A 16,246-nucleotide genomic window follows, 5' to 3' on the forward strand; every position below is an offset into this window, starting at 1 on the left:
CGAGTTGGCAGTTGGTAGCTAGTAGATAGGAGTTGGGGGGTGCTGTGCGCTGGCAGGCTCCAGCATTATTATCCAGTATCAAGTACTAAGTACTAGGTACTGAGCGCAGCTCCATCCTTTATCTATTACCTATCAACTATCACCTATCAATTTCCGTCTCCCGTCTCCAACACTGTGCTACACTTGACATGAGTAAAACTAAACATAAAAAGTATGCTAAAAACACTAATTTCACGTATATTTCGCCGCCATCACTACTGGCGTAACATTGGGTTTGATGAGCTCAGTGAGCTATATACGAGCATGATGTTTAGAAACCTGGCTCTAAGCTTGGTCGGTATATTTATACCGATATACCTATACGAACTTGGGTTTAGTCTGCCGATTATATTGTCGTTTTACGTGGTTATGTTTCTAACACGCATACCGGCAGATTTTATTACAGGTTATTGTGTAGCCAAATTTGGCCCTAAACACACTATGTTTTTAAGTTACATAGCCTATGTCATTGCGTTATCACTTTTTACAAGCTACGAACAATTCAATTGGCCAATTTACTTACTAGCAGTCGTGTGGGGTATTAGCGGCAGCCTGTTCTTCATTGCATTTCATGTTGATTTTTCTAAGGTGAAGCACAAAAAACACGGTGGTAAAGAGCTGGGGGTCTTAACTATAATGGAGCGACTTGGAGCTACGTTAGGGCCAATTACCGGTGGCGTTGTGGCCGCATTGTTTGGAGCACAGTACACCTTTTTAGCCGCCACATTGTTTTTTATGACCGCTTTAATCCCATTATTTTTTACTGCAGAGCCGGTCAAGACCAGGCAGCATCTAGACTACCGAGGGCTACCTATCAAGAAGCTTAAACAGGATTTTATCTCGCACGCGTCACTTAGTGTCGAAAACAGTACCCATATTGCTATCTGGCCGTTGTTTCTAGCGCTATTTGTGTTTGTTGACAATATTTATCTTCAGATTGGCGCCCTAACTTCATTTGCTGTTATTGTGTCGGTGATTCTTGCCCGAGTTATCGGTCAAACGGTTGATAATAAAAAAGGTAGGCGTTTACTAAGAATTGGCTCACGGGCAAATATAATTCTACATGGACTACGGCCAATGGTCAGTTCGTTTGGGCTCGCGCTGTCAGTAAACTTTATTCACGAGATTTTGACTACATCTTTCCGCTTACCGTATATAAAAGGTATGTATGATCGAGCCGATGAGCTAGAGGGGCACAGAATTGTCTATATTGTTTCGCTAGAAGCTCTTAGCTGTATTGTTAGAGCAGCATTCTACGGGTTGCTGGCAATTTTGGCGCTTAGTTTCAGTTCATTTAGTGTGTTTGTTGCTGCTTTCGGGTTAGCGGCAATTGCTTCATACGGTATCACGCTAGAAAAATTCCCAGCTTTGAATGTAAAAAAATAGTAAGCTACCTATATGGCAAATAAACGATTACTTCATCATTTGTGGATTAAACTCAAGCCAATTAATGCATGGTACTTTTTGATAGCCTGTTTACTGTTTACGGGTATTGCAGTTTGGGCTCTGCGTGAAAATAACCTAAAGATGATTGAACTGCGTGATGAAGTTATTGCTGCTGATGAAGCAGGCGAAGGCGTAGATGAAGCACTCGCAGAACTGCGGCAACACGTCCACTCTCACATGAACGCTGATTTGAGCGGCGATGACACGTCAATTTATCCACCACTCCAATTACGTCATACCTACGAACGTCTTAAAGATAAGAATGATAATGAGGAGGTTGCTCAGCACAATCGCCAAGTTGCCAAACGAGCAGCAACTGTTTGTGAAAATCGACATGGACCCGGCTCTTTGGATCAGCGGGTGCAGTGCGTAGAAACGTACATTACCCAAAACAGCTTAGAAGAGAAGGAAGAGGTCAAAGTTCCAAAAGAGTTGTATCAATTTGCTTTTGTTTCACCGGTCTGGTCGCCAGATTTGGCAGGGTGGAGTATTGTTCTAGCAGTACTGTTTTTTACTCTGTTTACGGTTCGTTTCACACTTGAGCGATGGTTGCGGTACCAGCTGCACAATCACCTATAAGATTGTAGGGTCTCGTCTAAAACACAAGGTTAATCAAAGAGAGACGTCATAAACTAAAAACACCCGGGCATATTTCCGGGTGTTTTTAATCCTTAGTACCGATAATCGGTGTTGGTTGTCAACTACGGAGTGGTTTCGCCTTCTGTCTCAGGCAAGACCGGTGTTGTGTCTCCTTGAGTTGGATCTTGTACTGTCTCAGAACCAGCTGGTTCAGTCTCTTGGCTGTTGTTAGTGTTGCCATTTACTGATTGTTGAGAAGTTTCCTCTTCACAATCTTGTCCTTCTGGGAACTGTCTTACGTATTCTTTAACAGCACCGGGAACTGAGCTTGGGCTATCATCATCTTTTAGGTTCTCCCAAAATAGAATCTGATCGCGGTTAATGACCATCTCGTTGGTTGGTCTATGTAACTCACAACCAAGCTTTACTAGGGATATATCATCACCTGCTGGCTGTTGCGTTTGGCCAGTTTGTTCTGGTTGCACCTGTTGGTTCACTCGTAGGTAGAAGATACTGCTAAGGCGCATATACTGCTTATTGATGTCGTCAATGGTACCAAAGTATACCTGGCCGCCATTGAGGAAGACGGCTTGCATCTGTTTGTCATTTACAAAGCGTGCTTCACCGCGTGATCCGCCGAAAACCATAAATCCAAGTACGGCAACAATCAGTACTGTCGAAGAAAACAGCAAAATAATAGATGCCAGCTGGAGACCTTTTGATGTAAAGATATTGCCTCTTCGTTTGCCGCCATCTTGGCTGTTTTGGTTATTGTCACTATGCATACTCCCGTTTCCGCTTTGTTGTTGAGCCGGATTTGGCGAGTGAGCTGATGGGTTTGGCCTATTGCCACGGTTCATAAAATCCATTTATAGAATCCACCTTCTTTATTTATTGCTTACTTACAGAGCTTAGTGTAATACATAAGCGTATTACCGTGCAACTGTCTTATTGCCGTGGTCATACAGTTGTGTTAATAACTGCGATACTACCCCTGTTAGTCGTTCTTATGCACGTGGTTGCAAGGTGTAAAAGCTGTTGACAAGAGGAAACACCCAAGAGTATGGTAAAGATACCATTACTAAATAAGAGAGGGAGATGTTATAGCAATGGCATACAAGCACACAAACTCCAAGGGTGTAACGTACTACTTAAATTCTAAGGACGTAACACTACGCGGTGGAAAGCAGCAGAGAATTTACTATTTCAGTAAAGATCAACGTCCAGAGGCAACAGATTTGCCTGATGGTTACACAGTAAACGAAAACCCACGCAACGGCTTCTTGACTGTTAAAAAGAGCTAGTTTGTTTTAAAACCAGATATAAAAATATTTAAACACCCAGGTATAGCTTGGGTGTTTTTATTTTGCTACACTAACCTTTGAGATGAAAAACACTCTTGTAGAAGCTAAAAAACTTGTCAAACACTATAGTGGCTCAACCGTTGTTGATAAGGTAAGTTTTAGCGTAAAAAAGGGTGAAATATTTGGAATTCTTGGGCCAAATGGTGCTGGTAAGACGACTACGCTTGAAATGCTAGAAGCGATGCGTCCGATTGACGAAGGCCAGGCAACCATCAACGGTATTGATGTTGCCAAAAATCCATGGGAGATTAAAGAAATTATCGGCGTGCAACCTCAAACGCCGGCCTTTGAAGAAAAGACCAAATTAACAGAGTTGCTTGAGTTATTTGCTGCGACATACGGCCGCAAGGTTGACGCTCGTAAGTTGTTAGACGATGTTCAGCTTTCAGATAAATACCACAGTTACGCCGAAAAACTTTCTGGTGGCCAGAAGCAACGTTTTTCTATTGCTACGGCTCTGGTTAATAATCCGAAAGTATTGTTTTTGGATGAACCGACTACCGGACTTGATCCACAAGCTCGACGAAATTTATGGGATTTAGTAGAAAGCATTCGTAAACAAGCTGTTACGGTTATTTTGACTACGCACTACATGGAAGAAGCAGAAGTGTTATGTGACCGAGTTGCAATTATGGACAATGGCAAAATTATCGCACTTGATTCACCCAAACAGCTCGTAAAGAACTTGCTTAATAAAGGTTTCAAGAAAAAACAGCATGTCGAACAGGCAGATTTAGAAGATGTGTTTATCGATTTGACTGGCCGGGAGCTAAGGGAATAACGCAGTGAAAAAACAACTACAGCCAATACTAACTTACGCCAAGATCGATATCCGTCGATTGTTCCGCGATAAGGTAGCAATCTTTTTTATCTTTGTCTTCCCGCTGATATTCTTACTTGTTTTTGGTAGCTTGTTTGGGCGTGATGACGTTTCATTTAATTTGGCGTTTATCAATAAATCAGATAGCCAGTTTGCGACGGAATTTGAACAACAAATTAGAGATAATGACATTTTTAGTATTGATGAAGATGTTGCTAACATTGGTGACGCCGAAGAGAGAATGAGCCGCGGTGAAGTAGACGCTACAATTATATTGCCGGATGATTTTGGTGATATATCAGAAGGCATACCGCGCGGTCAAGCACAGGTAGTTTATGACCGAGGTAACGAGCAAGGCGGTATTACGTTAGGCTCAATATTAGAGAGTATATTCGCTGATATTAACGCTGGTCTCGTTCCGGTAGATGAGCCGTTTACCTTACAAGTACAACCAACTGAAGCCGAGGGGTTATCCGGCTTAGATTTTCTATTTTCGGGCTTGCTGGGCTTTTCTATTCTTTCGCTCGGCGTATTTGGTCCGACCACAGTTTTTCCGCGCCTAAAAGAGCGCGGTATTCTACGGCGGTATCACACTACGCCAATACGGGTATGGCAGTACTTTGCTGGAAACGTAATATCAAACTCATTTGTCGGTATTTTGGCAGTGGCCTTTATGTTTATCGCAGCTATGCTGATCTTTGATGTTAGCATGCGCGGTGATTACCTAAGTCTGGTATTGTTGACTGTTCTTGGAACCGTCGTGATGTTTGGAGTTGGTTTGGCGGCTGGGGGTTGGGCGAAAAACGAAAATCAAGCGGCTCCGTTGGCAAACCTTATTGCATTCCCGATGATGTTCTTGTCAGGGGTGTTCTTCCCGCGATTTTTGATGCCAGATTGGCTGGCTTCTATTACGCAATTTTTGCCACTGACGCCGTTTATTGACGGTTTACGACAAATTATTACCGAAGGTCAGACAATCTTGCAGATAGGTACAGAAGTTGGTTTGTTGGCGGCCTGGGTAGTAGTAATTTATGCTATAGCTTTTTGGGTGTTTCGGTGGGAGTAGCCGCTTTGAGAGGAGGTGATTCCTCCTCTCAACGCGCGGGGCGCCGGAATGAATCCGGGCGCTCCGGCTGCTCTCCTCCCGTTACTAACGCTACAAATCCGAAACAAGTTCGGACTTGTAGCGGATTTAATTAATGCAAGAAGTGGCTTCACATAGCTGGACTCACTTTTATCCTAGGTTCTCGCTCGGCCGATGGGTTTTGTGTGCTCTTTGGCTCGGAAATCACTAAAGCCGATTTATCGGATAATGCTGCAACCCACATTTTCAGCATAATTGCTCCAGTCATTTGTGCGCGTTACACGTCGGAAAAATGGAATTTTTAGGCCGGCGCCACGCCTTAACCGTTTTTACCTTAAGTTACCTTAAGTACCCACTTGTTTATGTGTAAATATGATTTAAATCATATTTACACAAACCATGTATTTTATATGCCCCATAATCTGGTTATTTGCGATTAAGATGTATATGATACAGGGCATGAGTGAGAAGCAACTGCAGTTTTTTGCGTGGGGTATTAGTGTCGGGTCGGTTTTGCTGGCTATTTTGGCATGGGGGCAGGATTTTCGGTGGCAAATTAATGATATGACTCCGTATCAATGGTTCCCGCTTTTGGGTCTGATTGCTTTTAGCCTTATGTGGGCGCACTACGTAGCTAGTGTTGTCCGGCAACACAATAAAATCGAGCCTACTGTGCTCAAGCGTTACTTTGATAGTACCAGCGTAGTGGTGCTGATTGCTATTTTGTTACACCCGGGTCTCCTGGCGTACCAGTTAGTAGAAGATGGCCTAGGCAGACCGCCGGATAGTTTTTATGATTATGTTGGTCAGGCTATGGGGTTATCTATCACACTTGGCTACGTGGCGCTCGGTGCCTTTTTACTGTATGAATTTCGTCATTGGTTTGGTCAGAGGTCATGGTGGCGGTTTATAAGCTATGCGAGCGATGTGGCAATCCTTCTCATTTACTTGCATGCGTTACGGCTCGGTAGCCAGCTTGTCAGTGGCTGGTATCTCGGCGTTTGGTATTTTTACGGCGCGACTTTACTGGCGTCACTTGTATATATTCACTCCAGACGTCTGCGCAAACCAAAAGTTTAGGTGTGGCTCTCGCGGCGTAACTGACGTTTTTCCAGAATGAGTACAATAAGCAATACCAGGCTAGCCAATGCACCAACGCCGACAGGAATCCATTGATCGATACCGATGTTGACTCCCGTCCAAAATAGCAATACTGCCAAAACACTGTAAGCAATAGAGGCTTTTACTGCGTGATGCTTACCCCATAACAGGTGGAGTAACCAGCCGCCAATGAAACCTTTTATAAACCAACCGATATAATTGATAATCGGCACCCCGTAAAATGGGCCAGCGGTCTCCCATTGCCACAGCTGCAGTTTTACGTGCGCAGGGTCAAGTACTAGACTAATAACCGTAGCAAATATTGCAGCCAAGATTACTCGGCCAAACCCTTTAGTAAACTTGCTGGCAAACCAAAACGCGCCGAGCAAGATCGGTGGGTATACAAATATAACCGTCCAGGGTGTAGTCTCAAGCAGTTTAGGGCCGAGGCCGTCTGCATAACTAAAAGTTCCTTGTGGTAAACCGGTTTTGAGCGCAAGCGTTTCATAAGCCAGCGTAAAACCAGCCAGTACAAGCAAGATTACTGTTCCGAGCAAAAAACCGCGCTGCTTTAAGACCCCAATAAAAGCCGGTAGAGCAAACAGGCTCATCACCACAATAGGAGCAATAGCGCTAATGGACTGGTAGGCTTCGTTCATTCGTATAATTATTACATGAGCCAGTCTGTTTAAAAAATCCTATTTGTTAAAACTCAAAAAATCTTTCGTAACATTGCAAATCTTGCATAAGCATGATATAATAATAGAATGACAGAACAACTTAATCTACCGATGGATTCAGAACCGACACCGCCGGAATTTGATGCCGATGCGGTAGCTGAGCATATTGCTGAAAATGCAACTGAGTATGACCCGAATACTCGTGCTCAGCAGCGTCTAGATCGAAGTGGGGTTGGGGGCGGGATAAGGGCCGGCGTGGATGGAGACCTTTCTCGGGGAGAAGAGCCTGCAGTAGATGTGACTCAAGAGACTACAGTGCAGCCTCAGCGTGGAACGCATGAAGCACCTTCAGAGTGGCGTATGACTGATGAAGAGCGAGCTGCAGCACCCGCTGGTATTATTGCCGCCCGTGAAGCCTTAAGTAAAGGCGATGATAAATCATAGCCGTTAATCTTTGACAGCTTAAGTGGAGGTTCGTTAGATGCCCGACAGTATACCGTTGTCCGAACATGAGCAGTTACGGTTGCCAGAAATGGGCAACCAGCAAATTGACCGGTTTCAGCGCATAGAAGTGTTGAGTAATATTGAAGGCTTTCTGCCAACAACTAAAAGGGAACAAGTAGAAGCACTGAGTTTGCAAAGTTTTAGTTCAAAGCGTGGCGGTGCAGCCAAACACTTAGCCGAAATTGCAATACATCAAAATAAAACAAATATGGAAGATCCTTCTAGAACTACCAGAAGTGTAACGCGTGAATACGCTACATGGGCATTTGACGCCAAGGCAAGCTTTGATACTCTGCAAACCCTGGACGAAGCCATCAATGAAGAAATAAACCCAGAGTTACGACTCAACAGGGTATTTAAGCCTACGCAGGAGGGGCTGCTGTCATTTATGCGTTGGTATGATTTGTCGCAAATGCGACTTGATAAGGGATTTAATAATATTGGCTATGACCCACAAAAAGTAGAGTATACAAATAGCAATGGCGGTATTATGTTCTATCTCGCCGAAGCTATGGAAAGCTGGCGTGTACAGCAAGTCCGTCGTAAAATCTCTCTAGCCCAGGAACATGAAACACAAAGATTTGAGTTTTGGATAGAACGATTGATAGAAATCGAGGAACACTACCCCTCTCTTAGGAATATAGCTCAGGAAGGTTTAAGCAAATTGTATGACAGTAGCTCGGATAAAAAATAGATGTCTTTAACTGATTTACCCAAGCCATTTTTTGTGTTGGCGCCGATGGATGATGTGACAGATACGGTATTTAGGCGAGTTGTTGATGAGTGTGCCGTCCCAGATATTTACTTTACAGAGTTCGTAAATGTCGATGGATTGCAAAGCTCGGGACGCAAAAACTTGCTTAAAAAACTGCAATTTACCGCTCAAGAACGGCCAATTATTGCACAAATTTGGGGTAAAAATCCTGAAAATTATTACAAAACTGCGCAGCAAATTGCTGATGGATCCCTCGCTCAAGAGGCAAACGCGCTTAATAATCATGACAAAAATACTAAACAAAAACCATTAAATTTTGCTGGAATTGACTTGAATATGGGCTGTCCGGACAAAAAAATTGTTAAAAACGGTTGCTGCGCTGCCTTTATTAATGATAGAAAACTGGCCGGTGAAGTAATTGAAGCTACACAAAAAGGAGCCAGCATAAATAAATCTAACGGCCGTCAGATTTTTTTACCGGTTAGCGTGAAAACGCGGCTTGGATTTAACGAAATTGATTACACATGGCACGAGTTTTTGCTTGGTTATAACCTAGATATGCTAACGGTTCATGGCAGGACTAAAAAGCAGATGAGCAAGGTACCGGCGAATTGGGATGCTCTCGGCCGTATCCGAAAACTACGCGACAACTTTGCTTCAGAAACACTAATTGTGGGTAATGGTGATGTTATGAGCCGTAGTCAAGGTGTTGAATTAACCCAACAGTATGGACTGGACGGCATAATGATTGGGCGTGGTGTGTTTAGTGATCCGTACGTATTTTCAAAAAAATCACCGTGGCTCAATATGAGCAAACAGGATCGTATAGATTTATACAAAAAACATGTTGAGCTATTCGCTAGCACTTGGAATAACAGAGAAAGACCTATCCAAACACTCAACAAATTCTGCAAAATTTATATTAATCATTTTGATGGCGCCAAGGAACTCCGCGAAAAACTTATGAACGCCAAAACAACCCAAGAGTTACTAGGTTTATTAATAAAAGCCTAACTCGACCTGTATGTTTGAAGTAGCAAGTATTGTGTCATAATATAGATTATGAGTGAGTTCGTCACCGATGATCAAGCAACCTGGGTCTATTGGTATCAAGAAAGCCAGTGTGCTAAGGAGTTACCTCAAGACTCCGATATTATGATAGAGCAAGATGCAGATTCAGTTACAATAGCTAAAGGTATCTGTAGTAGATGCGTTGTCATAGAACATTGCCGAGATGATTTAGCCTCAACAAATATGTCTATGGCAATAGGCACAATAGCCGGTCTTTCAGAGTATGATCGTCGTTACGCAAGAAACCCGAATATTAGATAAACCAAAAATACTAGTTATAATAAAGTCATGAAACGTAACCATGGCGATGTAGACCATATCCACATAGATGATGGAATTGAGGAGTCTCCACGGGAATACGCTAAGTTGTCCAGTGTTTTTGGCGGCGTGCTTATTCTTGTGCTGTTTTTAGCTTGGGCGCGCGGCTTTGAGTTGCAGCGGTTTATAGGTGATTTTATGGCGGTGTTTTTTATTACCTTTGCCGCCTTTAAGTTTGTGAACCTTGATGAGTTTGTATCTACTTATAGAGATTATGATGTGCTTGCCAAGAAGTTTCGTGTATGGGCGTTTGCATTGCCGTTTATTGAAGGTGTATTAGGTGTTGCTTATCTGTTGTATCACGATTACACACCGCTCAACCTGATAGTTATGACTTTAACCGGCTTGGCTGCGTACGGTGCCTGGCAAGAGTTACGCAACCAGTCAAACATAATGAGTGCATTTCTTGGTACGGTTATAAAGTTACCGTTGTCAAAAGTGAGTCTGATAGAAAACCTATCAATGTTTTTGATGGCGACCATCATGATAGTCTTGTAGCGCTACAAGTTGAGCTAAGTAATTTATGCTAACAGGGTCGTATATGAGTTTAACGATATTCTGCTATAATCTCATCTGTTAGCCACGTATGTCACACTTGGGGGTGTAGCTCAGTGGTCAGAGCAGTCGGCTCATAACCGATTGGTCGCAGGTTCAAGTCCTGCCACCCCCACCAAATGTATTTCCCTAGTTTTGCTAAACGCGCCAGTCGACTGGCGCGTTTATTTTTTAAGGTATTTTAGAAGTAATACAGGGTGCTTGCTACAATAAAGCTATGCTAAATAAAGCAAGGCAATCAATCAATAACGCATCGGCGAAAATTTTGCCGATTATCAAACAGCTACGTGATGTGCGGGTGGTAGGGTTGTTGGTGTTTGCTTTGGTCGCGCTGCTTGTAACCTGGAGCTCAGTAGGTGTTATCCAGAATAACTATGAACTACAGCAACGCATTGCTCGCTTGCAGCAAGAAAATGATTTACGTCAACTAGAGAACGAGAATTTACGTCTACGTAACCAATATTACGAAACCGATCATTATCTGGAACTGCAGGCTCGCCGCCAGTTCAATCGGGCGGCACCGGGCGAGACACTACTTCTTGTACCGGAAGAAACCGCACTCGAATATGCGCCGAACTTACCAAACCAAGATACTGAGGAAATGCCACTATCGACACCAGCGAAACCTGTCTACCAAGAAAATTTTGAAGCCTGGATGGAATTCTTTTTCCGTCGTGATTTGGTCGATCAGTAAGGGTTAAATCGGGGTCTAGCTTTTTTTAGATATGCGGGGTTTTGAACGCGAGATAATTCGGAGAGCATCATCTACATCGTCCGTGATATGAAATAAATGTAAGTCCTTTGGGCTAATAGTGTGTGATTGATTGAGGAGCACTTTCTGGACGTACTCCATTAAAGGTTTCCAGAACTCACTACCAAATAAAATGATAGGAATCGGGTCTATGCGCTCGGTTTGTTTTAGGGTTAATATCTCAAAGAATTCGTCCATGGTACCAAAACCGCCAGGAAAGTAAACATAGGCACGAGCGGTGAATGATAAGGCGACCTTACGGCTGAAAAAGTAATAAAAATCTACCGAGTAACTGACATATTGATTGGTTATTTGCTCGTGTGGCAATTGAATTGTCATGCCTATAGATTTACCCTGGGCTTCGGCGGCGCCTCTATTAGCGGCCTCCATTATACCGCCTCCACCTCCGGTAACAACGGTAGAACCAATTTCTCGCACGATGCGTCCGGCCAACTCTCGGGCTTGTTCGTAGTATTCGTTATCTTCTGTAAATCTTGCGGAGCCAAAAAAAGTAACTGTGTCAGGGTGGTTCATTAGCAGCTTGAAGCCTTTTTTGAACTCTTTGTTGACGCGCTTCATACGGGCGTTGACACTAGCTTCGGTAATCGTGCCCGCGGCATGGCGCCGCTCTTGGTGGGAGATATAGCGTAGGCTGGAATGATTAAATCTTCTTATATACTTTTTGATTTTTTTAAACATAACTGGTTATAGAGTACCGTATTTTTACCAACAACCCAAGGAGGGGTGCTACAATAAGCAATAACAATATGAAGGAAGAGATAATATGTCAAAAGATAGACCCAAGCGCGAAGTAAAAAAGCCTAAAAAACAAAAGTAGTTAGTTTACCTAGTATACAGTTGCTGATATACAGCAGGGTTACTGGAATAGAGTTCTGGCAAAAACCTCACCCGGTCTTCTAAGTAAGGTTGTATGGTTGCCTGGGATAATTTGCAGATCTACTATTCTTGGTAATATTTTTCGGGCTGCCGAAATGTAGCTAAGTGGCGCAAAAAACTCGTCGTCTTCTGCGGCCACCAGTTTAACGTTAAGCCCTGATTCAGCCATACGTGCGACTCTTCTGGTGCTTGAGAAATTTGCGACACCAGGGATATAGGACAAGTGCTCTAAGGGATGGCTGGCTAGTTGACCTAGTGTGTCGCGTGCTGTAGTGATGTTACGTGTGAAATTGGAGCCAATAATGGCATGTTGAGCGTGTTTAAGTGCAATCTGTCCAGCCGATAAAAACAATGATCCGATTCGGTGGGGCTCCGGGCCATTAAACACCATAAGTAGCTCTGGATTAGCGGTCAGCGGAACCTTGCTTACCCCCAAGGAATGCGTGTTAACCGCTGCATCCTCAACCGCTTTTATTAATGCGTTTGGATTTTTATCGGCATTAACCAAAGTAAAAATAGCAGCATCATTGACGTTGAAAGCTTCACAGGCAGCTTCGGCAATCGGTTCTAACTGGCACTCAGATTCACCGTATCCGCCGATAACGACTGCACGCTTCATGTTTATGGTTATAGATAATTATTTTGAAACTGTCAATTACAGAACTGTTTTAGTAGCTGCTAAAAACGGTTATTACTCTGAATTTATCAAATATGCTTAGTTTCTTTGTGATACTTCAGTGATGATCTGGTTTACTGTTCTTTATTTTGATCGCGGGAGTGAAGATCAGACAAATGCTTTTTGTGGCTTTCGACAATTCTTTTGCCGTGATGCCGTGCAAATACCTGGATGAATGAAGCAAGGATACCAACCCCTATAAACACAAAAACAGTAGTCATTATTTTACCGATGGTCGTTATAGGATAGATGTCACCATACCCAACAGTAGCTAGTGAAATAACGCTAAAATAGTAAGAATCTATCCAGCTCCAGCCTTCGACCGCCCGAAAAAATACCATGCCAAAACCGATGACTAAAACAGTTGCTAGCAATAGTAGTCGGTAAGTTGATTTTTCTGTTAGTCCTTGACGCATGTGGCTAAGTATAACAGTTATAGCATAGAAAGTGATACGGGGTTATAGATGTCTATGTTGCTTTATTGTGTACGGCGCGTCGATATCGAAAGTCGTCAATTGCTGAGTGCTCAAGACAACGTGATTCAATATAACTTACAAATTTACGGGCGCTGGTATCGTTCATAGTGCCAATGGTATAGTCTCCGATTCGAGTGTAGAGTGTAACATTGGCAAAAACTCCGGCTTTGCCGTAACTCACGCCACCAACAATGTCGTAAGAGATCTCATCAGTCTTAATAAACAGTGGTTTTTTATCTAAGAAAAAGGCGCGCCTATCGGTGGCTATTAACATTGCAAATCCCTCCGCATGGCGACCGTAAACGACACCGGTTATATGTTCATAGTCATGAATAATATTTGGTAGAGCCTGAGCTTCGGCATGCGCCAGACCATACCATCCCATCCCAACGGATTTTAGTTCATCAAACACACGCTTCTTTTTGTCTTGCGGATTATTTTCATCGTGGGCGTGAGGTGGAGTCGTCGGCGTTTTGGAGTATTGCGGCAGCGGCACCCGGCGTATGGCAGATTGTTGACGGATGATGTTTTGTGCGACGAGTGATTGGTACATGACCTTATTCCTCCCTCGAGTTATAGTTAACCAAACCTTGATGCAGTCAGTCTGTGAGTTGAATCACAAAATGGTCGTGATATGTGTCACCGACTATTTTGCGAACCTGGTAGAGACTAATTAGCGGAAACCAAGAAAGGAAATATCTATGACTGCAACAACTTCAAAAACAAGGCCAGTAAACCAAAAGATTATAAACTTTTTAAGAGAGCACGAAACCGCTGTATTAGCAACTGTCGACCCCAATAATCGTCCGCATGCCGTGGTTATTTATATCGCAGTCGCTGACGATTTATCGATTACTTTCCTTACCAAATACGACACCAAAAAAAGCGATAACTTACGGCATAATAAACACGCGATGATGACTGTATTTGACCCGGCTACGCAAGCAGTCGTTCAGATTACCGGTCAAGCAGAAGAGTTATCTGATATGAACGAAGCTCATCAAGCTTTTCGACACGCCCTTAGATCATCGCTTCACACTAGCAACATGGCTGTTCCTCCAATAGCTAAACTCAACGCGGGTGATTACACAGCTTTTCGCGTTACACCGTCTGATGTGCGTATGGCTACATTCACCGAAAAGCACAATGGTAAATATGAGCAAACATTTGAAGTAGCTGAGCTTTAATAACGATCGTGACGGCTAAATTGCTTGTAGGAGGTCTGCTTCAAGTTTTGCAAGATCGGTGACAACAATTTGGCTGCGCTGTTTACGGAGTAAGCCGGATTTTTGAGCTTTTTGCAGTTCGCGGCTAATCGTCTCACGTGTGAGACCTACGCGAGCTGCTAGTTCGTCCTCGTTGATTGTGATTGAACATGATTTATCTGCTTGTGGGCTGCCGAAGCGCCGACATTCTGTAGCAAGTTCGTATAACAGCCGATTCCTCGCACTTCCAGACATCAGTTGCACCATTCTCCCTAGTAAACCGTCTACTCCAATGTATACACGCGATAGCAGGTTAAACATAACGTCGGTGTTATTTTTTAAAAACGAAACTACGTCACTACGTGGTGCTATGTAAACTTGAATATCTTCTACTGCATCAAAAAAGAACTTATTAGGTACATCGGTTATTGCCCATATCATCGGAAAAAATGAGCCGGGTTTAAATACGTTAACAACTACTTCGTCGCCGCGATAAGAGATATCATACTGCCGGACAGTTCCTTTTTCCAGGTAGAATACATGTTGAGGTTGGTCGCCGTTATGTATGAGAACTTGTTTTTTGCTATACGAACGCATAGGGTATTGCTTGAAAAACGCTGCAACTTTTGTGTCAATTTTATTTACCGGCATGTCGACTCCTGTCACACTACTTCCATAGTATAACTTGATTAGCTAAGGTACGACAGTCTGGCAGCCAAAAACTAATATCTACTAACTAAAAAATATTTAGCAGACGCCACCAAAACGAAGGGGGTTCAATAGGGTCGGTTGTGGTTATTGGTACGCTCGTGGTATCCGAACCGTGATCGACACTCAGCGTTCCGACTTCAGTCTGTGCCTGTACGCCCGGTTCAACTCGCTCGGCTTCTACTTGTGGTTGATATGCTTCGCCAACCCATGCGCCGACCATAATACCACCGTTTGTGACGAGTTCTACTTCTTCTGCCCAGGGGACTTCATAGCGGCCAACAACGGTTTCAGGTTCGACTACTTCTATAAAGCCAAGTCCTTTTTGCCCGGATTGTAATATTGATCGTGATTGATTAATAACAGTCTGGCGGTCTGGCTGGCCGAGTACCATGCCGATGATTGTCGTCGAGGCGGTTTCGGTCAGCGGGAAGTCAGCTGCAAATATCAAGTTTGAGCCAGCTTCATCGGTTGTGCCGGTTTTTACACCGACTACGTACTGGTCTAGCAACAACGGATTGGTGTTATAAATTGTTCCGACGGCTGGGTCGATTACAGTTGATGGTTTGCTAACTATTTCTGATAACACAGGGTCTTGCAGAACTCGTTCGGCGACAACCATCAGCTCGCGGGGCGTGCTAACAGACTCGGGTGAAAACCCGCTGGTATCAGCTATGGTGGTGTTTTCTAGACCCATATCAGCCGCCATGTCATTTACGTAACGTAAGAAGTTTTCTTCCGAGCCAAACGCCCAACGTGACAGGCTATCGGCCAAATTATTTGCGGACGGGATAAGTAGGGCATGCATTGCTTCGGCTTGGGTTAAGCTATCCCCAGCATTGATCGGATATGCAGAACCTTCTCGTGCAATATAGTCAGTGTATAGTTGTTGATCGGCCTGCCCAAAGGTAATAGTTTCGCCGTCTTGGCCTTGCTCAAACGGCTTTTGCTCCATTATGGCGAGAGCGGTAAACAGCTTTGTAATGCTGGCGATCGGAACAACTTCATCAGCATTGCCGGAATCATCGAGTAGACCATAGCCAACCGCGCCAATAGTTGCGACACCTTCATCTGGCCATGGTACAGAAACCACGGCTGGCTCACTGGCTGGCAAGTTATTGTAGGTTGCCTCCAGGGTGGGCATTGATTGAAAAAACAATACATACACAACGGCCGTTGTTGGCAACAGTACAATAATGCTCAGTGCTACGCGTAGGGCAATTTTCTTCATTGCGCCACGGTTAAAAGTATCAAATC

General features: G+C 43.7%; 21 protein-coding genes and 1 tRNA gene. 14 read left to right on the plus strand and 8 right to left on the minus strand.

The features are described 5' to 3' along the window. Window positions 1-213 precede the first annotated feature (213 nt). The gene (locus U5K77_02250; protein MDZ7744562.1) at window positions 214-1,425 is read left to right on the plus strand and encodes an MFS transporter; all 1,212 of its coding nucleotides are present in this window, start codon (window positions 214-216) and stop codon (window positions 1,423-1,425) included. A gap of 12 nt (window positions 1,426-1,437) precedes the next feature. Continuing rightward, window positions 1,438-2,064 (plus strand): hypothetical protein, encoded by a 627-nt coding sequence (locus U5K77_02255; protein ID MDZ7744563.1) that lies wholly within the window; start codon window positions 1,438-1,440, stop codon window positions 2,062-2,064. A gap of 122 nt (window positions 2,065-2,186) precedes the next feature. Here U5K77_02255 and U5K77_02260 read toward each other — a convergent pair whose 3' ends face one another. Continuing rightward, a complete protein-coding gene (locus tag U5K77_02260) occupies window positions 2,187-2,933 on the minus strand; it encodes a hypothetical protein (protein MDZ7744564.1) in 747 nt (248 codons plus the stop codon). Window positions 2,934-3,173: 240 nt separating this feature from the next. On the opposite strand from U5K77_02260, the gene U5K77_02265 reads away from it, so the two are divergent. From U5K77_02265 to U5K77_02280, 4 genes are all read left to right on the plus strand, one after another. Next, on the plus strand, window positions 3,174-3,368 hold the full coding sequence (locus tag U5K77_02265) for a hypothetical protein (GenBank protein MDZ7744565.1): 195 nt from the start codon (window positions 3,174-3,176) through the stop codon (window positions 3,366-3,368). A gap of 82 nt (window positions 3,369-3,450) precedes the next feature. Next, a complete protein-coding gene (locus tag U5K77_02270; GenBank protein MDZ7744566.1) occupies window positions 3,451-4,209 on the plus strand; it encodes an ATP-binding cassette domain-containing protein in 759 nt (252 codons plus the stop codon). Between the two features lie 4 nt (window positions 4,210-4,213). Continuing rightward, the gene (locus tag U5K77_02275; protein ID MDZ7744567.1) at window positions 4,214-5,314 is read left to right on the plus strand and encodes an ABC transporter permease; all 1,101 of its coding nucleotides are present in this window, start codon (window positions 4,214-4,216) and stop codon (window positions 5,312-5,314) included. Window positions 5,315-5,791: 477 nt separating this feature from the next. Then, window positions 5,792-6,412 carry a hypothetical protein gene (locus U5K77_02280; protein MDZ7744568.1) on the plus strand — a complete coding sequence of 207 codons (621 nt, stop codon included), beginning with the start codon at window positions 5,792-5,794 and terminating at the stop codon, window positions 6,410-6,412. Here U5K77_02280 and U5K77_02285 read toward each other — a convergent pair. Continuing rightward, window positions 6,409-7,092 (minus strand): carotenoid biosynthesis protein, encoded by a 684-nt coding sequence (locus tag U5K77_02285; GenBank protein MDZ7744569.1) that lies wholly within the window; start codon window positions 7,090-7,092, stop codon window positions 6,409-6,411. The genes U5K77_02280 and U5K77_02285 overlap by 4 nt on opposite strands. A gap of 108 nt (window positions 7,093-7,200) precedes the next feature. Between U5K77_02285 and U5K77_02290 the strand changes: the two genes are divergently transcribed. From U5K77_02290 to U5K77_02320, 7 genes are all read left to right on the plus strand, one after another. Next, window positions 7,201-7,557, plus strand: a complete 357-nt coding sequence (locus U5K77_02290) for a hypothetical protein (GenBank protein MDZ7744570.1) — start codon at window positions 7,201-7,203, stop codon at window positions 7,555-7,557. A gap of 37 nt (window positions 7,558-7,594) precedes the next feature. Next, entirely contained in the window at window positions 7,595-8,311 is a 717-nt protein-coding gene (locus U5K77_02295; GenBank protein MDZ7744571.1) for a hypothetical protein, read from the plus strand. Next, the gene (locus tag U5K77_02300; protein MDZ7744572.1) at window positions 8,312-9,346 is read left to right on the plus strand and encodes a tRNA-dihydrouridine synthase; all 1,035 of its coding nucleotides are present in this window, start codon (window positions 8,312-8,314) and stop codon (window positions 9,344-9,346) included. Between the two features lie 48 nt (window positions 9,347-9,394). Next, window positions 9,395-9,664 carry a WhiB family transcriptional regulator gene (locus U5K77_02305; protein ID MDZ7744573.1) on the plus strand — a complete coding sequence of 90 codons (270 nt, stop codon included), beginning with the start codon at window positions 9,395-9,397 and terminating at the stop codon, window positions 9,662-9,664. A gap of 27 nt (window positions 9,665-9,691) precedes the next feature. After that, complete coding sequence (locus U5K77_02310; GenBank protein MDZ7744574.1) at window positions 9,692-10,219, plus strand: hypothetical protein; 528 nt, start codon at window positions 9,692-9,694, stop codon at window positions 10,217-10,219. Between the two features lie 99 nt (window positions 10,220-10,318). Further along, window positions 10,319-10,394 (plus strand) — tRNA-Ile (locus U5K77_02315). A 99-nt stretch (window positions 10,395-10,493) separates the two neighbouring features. Beyond that, window positions 10,494-10,970 (plus strand): septum formation initiator family protein, encoded by a 477-nt coding sequence (locus U5K77_02320; protein MDZ7744575.1) that lies wholly within the window; start codon window positions 10,494-10,496, stop codon window positions 10,968-10,970. A 15-nt stretch (window positions 10,971-10,985) separates the two neighbouring features. Here U5K77_02320 and U5K77_02325 read toward each other — a convergent pair whose 3' ends face one another. The 4 genes from U5K77_02325 to U5K77_02340 form a co-directional block, all read right to left on the minus strand. After that, window positions 10,986-11,726 (minus strand): TIGR00730 family Rossman fold protein, encoded by a 741-nt coding sequence (locus U5K77_02325; GenBank protein ID MDZ7744576.1) that lies wholly within the window; start codon window positions 11,724-11,726, stop codon window positions 10,986-10,988. Window positions 11,727-11,904: 178 nt separating this feature from the next. Further along, window positions 11,905-12,543 carry a hypothetical protein gene (locus U5K77_02330; GenBank protein MDZ7744577.1) on the minus strand — a complete coding sequence of 213 codons (639 nt, stop codon included), beginning with the start codon at window positions 12,541-12,543 and terminating at the stop codon, window positions 11,905-11,907. 131 nt (window positions 12,544-12,674) lie between these two features. Further along, on the minus strand, window positions 12,675-13,016 hold the full coding sequence (locus tag U5K77_02335) for a potassium channel family protein (GenBank protein ID MDZ7744578.1): 342 nt from the start codon (window positions 13,014-13,016) through the stop codon (window positions 12,675-12,677). Between the two features lie 52 nt (window positions 13,017-13,068). After that, window positions 13,069-13,629: a PH domain-containing protein gene (locus tag U5K77_02340; protein MDZ7744579.1), complete on the minus strand. Its 561-nt coding sequence runs from the start codon at window positions 13,627-13,629 to the stop codon at window positions 13,069-13,071. A 148-nt stretch (window positions 13,630-13,777) separates the two neighbouring features. On the opposite strand from U5K77_02340, the gene U5K77_02345 reads away from it, so the two are divergent. Continuing rightward, window positions 13,778-14,263 (plus strand): pyridoxamine 5'-phosphate oxidase family protein, encoded by a 486-nt coding sequence (locus U5K77_02345; GenBank protein ID MDZ7744580.1) that lies wholly within the window; start codon window positions 13,778-13,780, stop codon window positions 14,261-14,263. Between the two features lie 15 nt (window positions 14,264-14,278). Here the strand turns inward: U5K77_02345 and U5K77_02350 are convergent, their stop codons facing one another. Both U5K77_02350 and U5K77_02355 read right to left on the minus strand, forming a co-directional pair. Next, window positions 14,279-14,932 carry a Crp/Fnr family transcriptional regulator gene (locus tag U5K77_02350; protein ID MDZ7744581.1) on the minus strand — a complete coding sequence of 218 codons (654 nt, stop codon included), beginning with the start codon at window positions 14,930-14,932 and terminating at the stop codon, window positions 14,279-14,281. Between the two features lie 85 nt (window positions 14,933-15,017). After that, entirely contained in the window at window positions 15,018-16,220 is a 1,203-nt protein-coding gene (locus U5K77_02355; protein ID MDZ7744582.1) for a serine hydrolase, read from the minus strand. Window positions 16,221-16,246: the final 26 nt, after the last annotated feature.

The organism is Candidatus Saccharibacteria bacterium (assembly GCA_034521515.1).
Lineage (GTDB): Bacteria > Patescibacteriota > Saccharimonadia > Saccharimonadales > JAXHMH01 > JAXHMH01.